Annotated in this window: 9 protein-coding genes; all 9 read right to left on the reverse strand. The window is 61.4% G+C overall.

Annotation, left to right across the window (positions count from 1 at the left end; genetic code table 11):
• A partial coding sequence (gene ccsA / locus G6N73_RS33920; RefSeq protein ID WP_165034274.1) for a cytochrome c biogenesis protein CcsA occupies window positions 1-330 on the reverse strand: 330 nt, incomplete at its 3' end.
• 375 nt (window positions 331-705) lie between these two features.
• On the reverse strand, window positions 706-900 hold the full coding sequence (ccoS, locus tag G6N73_RS33925) for a cbb3-type cytochrome oxidase assembly protein CcoS (protein WP_165034275.1): 195 nt from the start codon (window positions 898-900) through the stop codon (window positions 706-708).
• On the reverse strand, window positions 897-3179 hold the full coding sequence (locus tag G6N73_RS33930; RefSeq protein ID WP_165034276.1) for a cation-translocating P-type ATPase: 2283 nt from the start codon (window positions 3177-3179) through the stop codon (window positions 897-899). The genes ccoS and G6N73_RS33930 overlap by 4 nt, the downstream gene beginning before the upstream one ends.
• Before the next feature lie 48 nt (window positions 3180-3227).
• Window positions 3228-4025: a DUF2189 domain-containing protein gene (locus tag G6N73_RS33935; RefSeq protein WP_165034281.1), complete on the reverse strand. Its 798-nt coding sequence runs from the start codon at window positions 4023-4025 to the stop codon at window positions 3228-3230.
• 5 nt (window positions 4026-4030) lie between these two features.
• Window positions 4031-4270: a hypothetical protein gene (locus G6N73_RS33940; protein ID WP_165034277.1), complete on the reverse strand. Its 240-nt coding sequence runs from the start codon at window positions 4268-4270 to the stop codon at window positions 4031-4033.
• The gene (ccoP, locus tag G6N73_RS33945) at window positions 4267-5148 is read right to left on the reverse strand and encodes a cytochrome-c oxidase, cbb3-type subunit III (RefSeq protein ID WP_165034278.1); all 882 of its coding nucleotides are present in this window, start codon (window positions 5146-5148) and stop codon (window positions 4267-4269) included. Before ccoP ends, G6N73_RS33940 begins: the two co-directional genes overlap by 4 nt.
• The gene (locus G6N73_RS33950) at window positions 5139-5309 is read right to left on the reverse strand and encodes a cbb3-type cytochrome oxidase subunit 3 (protein ID WP_165034279.1); all 171 of its coding nucleotides are present in this window, start codon (window positions 5307-5309) and stop codon (window positions 5139-5141) included. Before G6N73_RS33950 ends, ccoP begins: the two co-directional genes overlap by 10 nt.
• A 2-nt stretch (window positions 5310-5311) precedes the next feature.
• Window positions 5312-6043 carry a cytochrome-c oxidase, cbb3-type subunit II gene (gene ccoO, locus G6N73_RS33955; protein WP_165034280.1) on the reverse strand — a complete coding sequence of 244 codons (732 nt, stop codon included), beginning with the start codon at window positions 6041-6043 and terminating at the stop codon, window positions 5312-5314.
• 5 nt (window positions 6044-6048) lie between these two features.
• On the reverse strand, window positions 6049-7053 hold a 1005-nt coding region (locus tag G6N73_RS33960), incomplete at its 5' end, for a cbb3-type cytochrome c oxidase subunit I (protein WP_206079245.1).

Here is a 7053-nt window from a genome sequence, read left to right on the forward strand (position 1 = left end):
GGTGAAGGCGGCCCCAATCGGGGCCGCAGCCTTGGCGGAGACGTCCGCTAGCGGATGGCGCCAGACGAGCGTGCCGATCGCCGAGACACTCATGATCGTATAGCCCATCATCGCCAGCCAGGCCGAGGGCACATGTACATACATGATGCGCACCGTCTCGCCCTGCTGGTAATCACCCTCGGTCGAAAAGCTCAGATAAAGCCCGAGAAGGAAACAGAGGACCGTGATGCCGCCAAGCCATGGAATGATGCGGGCGGCCAGCGCCAGAAACTGAGTCGGGTTGGCAAGAAAAATCAGCCCGTTTCTGGGTATTGTTCTAATTTCAGTCATGACCCCTCCAAAAAGGACGAACCCCTCTCCGGGGCGCACTCGCAGGTGCATAAAACACCAAAAATACGTCCCCGCGATCGACAGCGGTCCCGTTTTCACCTCGCTTCCCCGTGGTTCGCGGGGATGCCGGTTGCGCGCTGCGTGCTGGCACCATCGCTTCCAGCAGTGCGGCCGTCGCCCAAGCGGCAGCCTTGGGCCGGTTCAGAGCCGAGCCGACTTTGAATCAATACCGCAACGATTTCCAATAACGGCCGAGCATCGATTCGATAACTCCGCGCTCAGTTGTTGTGCTCACAGGCCGCGTTTCAAGGCTTGGACGGACAACCTCAAGCGATTCAGATACCATCCAATCCACCTCACATCAGGACCGAGCAACTAATTGCCGTGAGGCGGCTTGTCCGCGTGCGCCGAGGTTGTGTCGTCGGGACCATCGCGGTTTTCGAACAGGATTCGTTCTGCGGCCCCCGCGAGATCGTCGTATTGGCCGCTTCGCAACGACCACATAAACGCACCGAGTGCGATGGCGCCGAGCGCGAGCGCAACCGGAATCAGGAAGAAGTAATCCTTCATCGCGCTTTTTCCGTCGCGACCGCCGGGCTTAAGATATCGAGAGCGGGCGCGTCAGCGCGCGGCTCCTTACCAGAGCGCCAGCCGTGCAGCCGCAGGGCATTGGCGATCACCAGCAGGGACGAGGACGACATCGCCACCGCCGCGACCAGCGGTGTCACATGGCCGAGGATCGCGAGGGGCACCGCAATGACATTGTAGCCGATGGCGAGGACGAGATTTTGGCGCACGAGCTGCTGTGCATTGCGCGCGACGGCAATGGCCTCAGGCACGGCGAGAAGACTGTCGTGCAGAAAGACGAGATCGGCGGCATTGCGTCCGACATCGGCCGCGGTGGCCGGAGCCATGGACGCATGGGCAGCGACGAGCGCAGGCGTGTCGTTCAGGCCGTCGCCGACCATCAGCACGCGCTGTCCCGCCGCGGTCAGGTCAACGATGTGTTTGGTTTTGTCGGCGGGGGAGACGCGCGCGCGGTAGGGAAGTCCGAGCTCGGATGCGAGATAACGCACCGGTTCGTCGCGATCGCCAGACATGATCTCGACGCGGTATCCCTGTTGGGAAATGGCGAGCACGGCCTCGCGGACATCCGGGCGAAGATCGCTGTCGAAACGGAAGGCCGCGCGCAATTGCCGGTTCTCGGAAAGGACAACGCCGGCGGTGACCGACTGTCCGGCTGCATCCGTCAGCGCCCAGTCCGCACGGCCGAGCCTGTAGATCGTCGTGCCGATGGTGGCTCGCATTCCGGCGCCCGGCTGCTCTGAAATATCGTTCAGTGTCATGTGCGTGATCGCCTTCTCGCCGGCCGCGGCGGCCAATGCGCGCGAGTAGGGGTGGCGTGAATAGGCGGCGATCGATGCGGCGATTGCCAGCGCCGCGGGGTCAATGGCCTCGCGGTTCGTGAGCCGCAGACGATCCATGGTCAGCGTTCCGGTCTTATCGAAGATCACCGTGTCGACTTCCGCGATGCGCTCCAGCGCGCCGCCGTCTTTGACCATCACGCCGCTTTCGAACAGACGCCGTGCGGCGGCGACCTGCACCATGGGCACGGCAAGGCCGAGCGCGCAGGGGCAGGTGACGATCAGCACTGCGATGGCGATGGTTGCCCCGTGATGAAGGTCTCCTTCCACGATCATCCAGCCGATGAAAGTCAGGAAGGCCGTGAGATGCACGACCGGCGCATAGAGCCGCGAGGCACGGTCCGCGATGCGCCGGTAGACCGAGCGCCCGGCTTCGGCGGATTCCATCATCCGCACCATTTCGGCGAGGAACGAATCTTTCGCAGCCGCCGTCGCGACGACGGTGAGGGGGGCGGTCAGGTTTAGCGTACCCGCGGACAGCATCGCACCCGGCGCGACCGGTTGCGGGAGGCTCTCGCCGGACACTAGCGCACGATCGATCTCCGATTGTCCTGTTTCGACGCGGGCATCGACCGGCACGCGCTCGCCCGCCGCCAGCAGGATGTGCATGTCCGGCTGGATCTCGTTCACCGGCAGATAGGCATGTGTGCCGTCGTCCTGCACCACGAGCGCGCCGCGCGAGGACAAGCGGGCCAGTCCCCGGACCGCGGTTCGTGCGCGCTCGCGCATCATGTGATCGAGCGTGCGGCCGACCAGCAGGAAGAACAGCAGTGAGATTGCCGCGTCGAAATAGGCGTGCGCTTCATGATGGAACGTCTCGTAAAGGCTCATGCCAAAGGCAAGCAGCACGCCGATGGAAATCGGAACGTCCATGTTGGTCTGGCCATGGCGCAAGACGCGCCAAGCGGAAGAAAAGAATACGCGGCCCGAGTAGATCAGCGCAGGGGAGGCGATCAGCGCAGAGATCCAGTGAAACATATTGCGGGTTGAAGCATCCGCGCCGGACCATATCGACACTGATAGCAGCATGATGTTGCTGGCAGCGAAACCTGCCACCGCGAGCGCGCGGATCAGCTCTGTCAGTGTCTCGTCCGTCCCGTTCGCGCCCGCATCATGAAGGTGCGCCTCGTAGCCGATTTTGTTGAGCGTTTCGATGAACGGTGCGGGCGGATTCTCCGCCTGCCAGCGGATCGCAACGCGCTTGGTAGAGAGATTGACGCGCGCCTTCTCCACACCGGGAAGCGCGCCGAGCGCCGCTTCGACCTTCTGGATGCAGCCGCCGCAGTGAATTCCGGGAACGGAGAGATCGGACTGGCGGACGCCGTCCCCGACGAGTCGGCTTGCGAGCAGCACTTCTTCATTCGCGGTGCGAGGATCAGACATGGCAAGAGCCAATTCGGCGGCGCCGGCCGCACAACAACTCATCGGTACTCCGTTTCCGCACGCTGCCGGAAATCCGCCGACGGCATGTCTTTATATCGCGGCTTCGTCTGCCACCGCGCGGTAGGCATGCCACGTGCCGTGCCCGAGCACGGGAAACACAATGATCAGGCCAACCATTCCGGTGACCAGGGAGAGTAGGAATAGCGCGAGCACGATGGCGCCCCAGGTTAGCATCACGGGCAGATTGTTCCAGACCAGCGCCGTGCTGGTGCCCATTGCGGTGAAGGCGTCAACACGCCTCTCGAGCATCATGGGAATTGAAAACGCACTGATCGTAAACGAGAAGGCTGCGAACAGTCCGCCGATAGCGTTGCCAACAATAAGCGTCGCCCAACCGACCGGCGTGGTAAACAGCATCGATGCGATATGCTCGAGACCGGGAAACGGCACTAGGCCGAAAAACAGAGCGTAGATGATCACCGCTGCGCGCATCCATGTGATCATCAAAAGGCACAAGAGGATACCCGCGAACAGGATCTGTCCACCGCATCGCGGCCTGACGAAGATCATGCTCGCGAGACTGACAGGCAGGCCTGCGGCGAGTCGGCGGCTTTTTTCATACAAACCGATTGCGAGGACCGGGCCGACCACCATGAAGCCGGCGAACGCCGGAAACAGGATATAGTCCCAGCCCAGCCGGAAGATGCCGCCGACGATCGCGAGCGACGCGAGGAAGATCAGCAAGCCGTAGCAGAGGCTCGTCATCGGCTGTACGGTCAGATCCTGCCAGCCTTTCGCAAGCCATGTGAAAGCATCGGCGGGAGCAAGAAAGCGATGCCAGCGGTTTTTTGTAGGAAGCGGAGGCACGACGGTCGGGATCATGGTCATGTTGATCACTCCACCAATGCTTTGGTTGTCACGGACGGTTTCGATGAACACGACGAGGTCGCCGCGCTGAAGCTTGTCGTGCCGTTGCCTTCGCCGTGCTGGAGATGAGCGACGCAATCAGGCTGGGAGGATGCAGCCACGTAAAGCAGATGCGCGTTGGCAGCGACCAGCGCGCTCAGCCCGAGGCCGACTGACAGCAGGACGATGGATTTCCACCCGCCATGCGATGTCGCCACGCTGCTCATTGCTTTGGCATCCTCTGATCGACCAGATACAGCGCCAGGATTTTGCGATCGAGCGGCGTCAGGCGGCCTTCCCATGATGGCATGTGGCCCTGCCGCCCGTTCCACAGCGTGGTCGTGATCGTCTGCGCGTCGCCGCCATAGATCCAGAACTTATCGGTCAGGTTCGGTGCGCCTACGTCGTTGTTGCCCTTGGCGTCCTCGCCATGACACGCGGCGCAATTGGCAGCGAAGATCTCCTTTCCAGCGCCCACGTCGCCGGGCTTTGCCGTCTTCGCAGTAGATGGATCGAAGACCGAGCGCACGAAGGCCACCACCTTGTCGACATCGGCCCGCTGGAGGATCTGATCATGGCCGAAAGCCGGCATCTGCGAGGTGCGGCTGTCGGGATGCAGCGAGTTGATGCCGACCCGGATGGTCTCGGCAATGACTTCCGGATCGCCACCCCACAGCCATGAGGTAGTGGTCAGGTTCGGGAACCCATGGCCGCCCCGCGCGTTGAGCCCGTGGCACACGGCGCAATTATCGCCAAACAGAGTGTGACCGGTCTGCCGCACGATCAGCATCAGCGCTGGATCGGCCTGAATCTCCTGATAACTTTTAGCCTCGATATGCTTGGTCCATGCGCTACGGCCGAGAGCAGCTTGCTCCAGCGAGTGCTGTACGACGTTGCGCTGGTCGAGGCCGAGCAGGCCTTTGGTGTAGCTGACGCCGAGTGGCCATGCGGGCATCAGCACCCAGTAGCCGATCGAAAAGAGAAAAGCGATCAACAGGAAAAAGTACACCGCACGTGGAACGGGCGTGTTCAATTCCTTGATGCCGTTCCACTCATGTCCGGTGGTGAGATAACCGGTGTAGTTGTCTCGTTCATCTACTGCCATGGTCCATCCTCATTGTGCAGGACCGACTTTGCGGCGCGATCGAACGCCTTTTTGTTCGACGGCCAGTAGGCATAGACAACAATAATGATCGAGAGCGCGATCAGATAGAACAATCCGAACGACTTCGAGAACCACACTAGCGCATCGTGTCCGAGATCCATGATCACCTCGCATCATTCGCGACGGTTTTTTTCGCCGCGTCGGTCAGGTGGCCGAGCACCTGGAGATAGGCGACCAGTGCGTCCATCTCGGTCAGTTCGCCGGGCTTGCCATCGAACGCGCGGACATTGGTGGCTTTGCCGTAGCGTTGGGTAACGCCGTCGGTATAGCGCGAATCCGGTGCAGCCTGGCCGTAGGCGTCCTTGCTCGCGTTCGCGATCATGTCGTCGTTGTAAGGCACGCCGACTGTGCGCTGGGCTTTCAGGTGCGCGCCGAGATCATGGGTGCGCAGCGTCGTTTTCAGCAACCACGAATAGGCGGGCATGACGGAGACCGAAAGAACATTACGCGGGTTGTTGAGATGGGCGACGTGCCATTCGTCGGAATATTTGTTGCCGATGCGCGCTAGGTCCGGTCCCGTGCGCTTCGAGCCCCACAACATCGGATGGTCGTATTTCGATTCAACGGCAAGCGAGTAGGGCCCGTAGCGTTCGACTTCATCGCGCAAGGTGCGGATCATCTGCGAATGACAGGCGTAGCAGCCTTCGCGAATGTAGATGTTGCGGCCCGCCAGTTCGAGCGGCGTGTAGACGCGCATGTCGGGCACGTCTTCCACCGTCTGATGAATGGTGAAGAGAGGCGCGATTTCCACCAAGCCGCCAATGCTCGCTACGAAGATGATGCCGAGCGTGAGTCCGATGGCCTTGCGTTCCAGCCGATAGTGCAATCCGAACATGCGGCTTACTCTCCCGCTTTAAGGATGGTCGTGCCGCCGAGCGCCGGTGATGGCATGTCGGTCGCGGAATGATGCACCTTGCGGATGCCGGTTCTGATCGTCATCCAGATGTTGTAGGTGCCAACGATCGCGCCGATCAGGAACAGTAGGCCTCCGACGGCACGCGCGATGTAGTAGGGATGCATCGCAATAAGCGAGTCGACGAAGGAATAGGCGAGCGTGCCGCTCTCATTGTAGGTCCGCCACATCAGCCCCTGGATGATACCGGAATTCCACATAGCGAAGACGTAAACAACGGTGCCGGCCAGCGCGAGCCAGAAATGCACCTCTACAAGTCGCGGGGAATACATCCGCTCACGTTTCCAGAGCCATGGCACGATGGCATATATCGATCCGAACGTGATCATCGCCACCCATCCGAGCGCGCCGGCATGGACGTGGCCGACGGTCCAGTCGGTGTAGTGAGAGAGCGAGTTCACGGGCCGGATGGCGAGGAATGATCCTTCGAAAGTGCTGATGCCGTAGAACACCGCGGCGACCATCATGAAGCGGAGCGTTGCATCGTCGTGCACCTTATCCCATGCGCCATTCAGCGTCAGCAGCGCGTTGGCGGCGGACGCCCACGACGGGATCAGCAGCATCAGCGAAAACGTCATGCCCAACGTCTGCACCCATTGCGGCAGCGCCGTGTAGTGCAGGTGGTGCGAGCCCGCCCACATGTAGAAGAAGGTGATGCCCCAGAAGCTGATGATCGACATCCGGTAGGAATAGATCGGCCGCCCCGCCCGTACTGGCAGGAAGTAATACATCATCCCGAGGAAGCCGGCGGTCAGGAAGAAGGCGACCGCGTTGTGGCCGTACCACCACTGCGTCATCGCATCCTGGACGCCGGAAAACGCGGAGTAGCTCTTCGCGTGGCCGAAGGAGACGGGCACGGCGAGGTTGTTGACGATGTGCAGCATCGCCACCACCAGGATGAAGGCCATGTAGTACCAGTTGGCGACATAGAT

Source organism: Allomesorhizobium camelthorni, assembly GCF_011045125.1.
Taxonomy (GTDB): domain Bacteria; phylum Pseudomonadota; class Alphaproteobacteria; order Rhizobiales; family Rhizobiaceae; genus Allomesorhizobium; species Allomesorhizobium camelthorni.

Excerpts from the sequence above, each read along its gene's own strand:
- G6N73_RS33935 (WP_165034281.1), bottom strand. The coding sequence starts at position 4,025 with ATGACCATGATCCCGACCGTCGTGCCTCCGCTTCCTACAAAAAACCGC.
- G6N73_RS33940 (WP_165034277.1), bottom strand. The coding sequence starts at position 4,270 with ATGAGCAGCGTGGCGACATCGCATGGCGGGTGGAAATCCATCGTCCTG.
- G6N73_RS33930 (WP_165034276.1), bottom strand. The coding sequence starts at position 3,179 with ATGAGTTGTTGTGCGGCCGGCGCCGCCGAATTGGCTCTTGCCATGTCT.
- ccoO (WP_165034280.1), bottom strand. The coding sequence starts at position 6,043 with ATGTTCGGATTGCACTATCGGCTGGAACGCAAGGCCATCGGACTCACG.
- ccoP (WP_165034278.1), bottom strand. The coding sequence starts at position 5,148 with ATGGCAGTAGATGAACGAGACAACTACACCGGTTATCTCACCACCGGA.
- G6N73_RS33950 (WP_165034279.1), bottom strand. The coding sequence starts at position 5,309 with ATGGATCTCGGACACGATGCGCTAGTGTGGTTCTCGAAGTCGTTCGGA.
- ccoS (WP_165034275.1), bottom strand. The coding sequence starts at position 900 with ATGAAGGATTACTTCTTCCTGATTCCGGTTGCGCTCGCGCTCGGCGCC.